Origin of the sequence: Nonomuraea antri (assembly GCF_013283785.1) — a bacterium.
Taxonomy (GTDB): Bacteria; Actinomycetota; Actinomycetes; order Streptosporangiales; family Streptosporangiaceae; genus Nonomuraea; species Nonomuraea antri.
Window position 1 is genome coordinate 1 of sequence record NZ_JABCPZ010000523.1, and the last position, 1517, is coordinate 1517.

At 68.4% G+C, this 1517-nt stretch carries 2 protein-coding genes; one reads left to right on the forward strand and one right to left on the reverse strand.

Features of this window, described 5'->3' with window-relative positions; genetic code table 11:
* Positions 1-355 precede the first annotated feature (355 nt).
* The gene (locus HII36_RS55100) at positions 356-862 is read left to right on the forward strand and encodes a hypothetical protein (RefSeq protein WP_217371156.1); all 507 of its coding nucleotides are present in this window, start codon (positions 356-358) and stop codon (positions 860-862) included.
* Between the two features lie 208 nt (positions 863-1070).
* Here the strand turns inward: HII36_RS55100 and HII36_RS55105 are convergent.
* A partial coding sequence (locus tag HII36_RS55105) for a hypothetical protein (protein WP_217371157.1) occupies positions 1071-1517 on the reverse strand: 447 nt, incomplete at its 5' end.

Sequence of the window (1517 nt, forward strand, 5' to 3'; positions counted from 1 at the left end):
AGAGACAGGCCGTGGTGAGGATCAGAAGGGGGCGGGTCCGGCTTGCCGTGCGGGGACGGCGTGGGGTGCCGGGCTTCGTTCTCACGCGCAATGAATCACCTGCCGTTGATCCGTACGTCTAGGGAATCGTCCACGTGGTGGGCGGGGTGTGGGGCGCGTATGCCGGTATCGGCACCGGGATTTTCGGGAGTTCTCAACGTAGGGCGCGGTGCTTTCCGTGAGCGGGTGCTTGGCCTGGCCCGTCTTTGTACGCGTCGGACGGTGAGCGCCGATGGCGCCCGTCCCCGTGGCTGGCGTCGCTGCCGGGGAACGGCGAAGGTGGGAGAGGGGGACGGGAGGCCGGATGGACAGTACGGTGTGGGTCGCGATCTTGACGGGTGCGACGGCCGTCACGGCGGGATGGGTGGCCAGCCTGGGGAACGCTCGAACGGCACGCATCCAGGCCGAGGCTTCCGCCCAGGCGCAGCATCACGCACGGGTTCGGGAAGCGCGACGGACCGCGTACCTGGACTTCCTGGCGCAGGCGCACCTCACCGGAGAGCTCTACTACCGGCTCGGGGACGTCTACGCTCAGCTGACGCAGCCCGACGAGCAGGTACGGAAGATCCATGACCTGCGCACGGCGCTGCGGGACGCCTATGATCCGCTGGCTCGGTGTACGCGAGTTGTCCTCCTCGAAGGGCCGGAAGCGATCGCGGCGACGGCGGAGTCCGTTCAGCAGGCGGTCACGGACGCCAACGGCGCGCTGTGGGAGATCGTGCAGGGGGCTCCTGACGCGCGGGCCCGGTTCGACCAGTCGCACCAGACGTTCCGCGAACGGCTGCAGCGCTTCATCGAGACCGCCAGAACGGCGATCGGTTAGCAGCACACACTGCACACCGCGTGCTGCGCTGCGCTGCTCTCGCCTGCTCTGCCTCGCCTCGCCTCGCCGACTCTGCCTCGCCTCGTCTGGTCTGCCTCGCCTGCCTGGCCTGCCTGGGGCTGCGGAGGCTTGGGGGTTGGGGCTCAGCCTGCGCCCGGTCTGCTGGCGTGCGAGCGGAGCGCGGGCTGAGCCGACGGTCAGGTGGGGGTCAGCACGTGACCGAGTCCGAGCCGTGTGCCGATCTTCGGGACGTCGCGGCATGTGCCGGGTTCCCGCACGATCGCGGATGGTGGGTGGACGCGTGCTCGCTGAGGTGCCATCGGAGTGCCAGCAGTTCGTCGCCGAGCGCGGCGACGTCTTCTCTCATCTCGGTACGGAAGGCGGCGAGGTCGGCCTGCATCTGATCCATGCTGGTCGCCGTTGCCGTATCGCCGTCGCCGTCATTGGTCGTCGTGTCGCCGTCGTCGCTGGAGCGCTTGCCGACCGTGCGGATACGTAGGCGCACCAGCAACTTGAGGATCTGTACCTCTAGAAGTGCGCTGAAGATCTTGTCAGGCTGTGGGTGATCAGTGGAGTGAATGGCCAGGTATCGGTCGGGCCGGCTGTCGGTTGCTATGGACGGGAGCACAGGGACAGAGGGCCGAGGTGGCCGCCC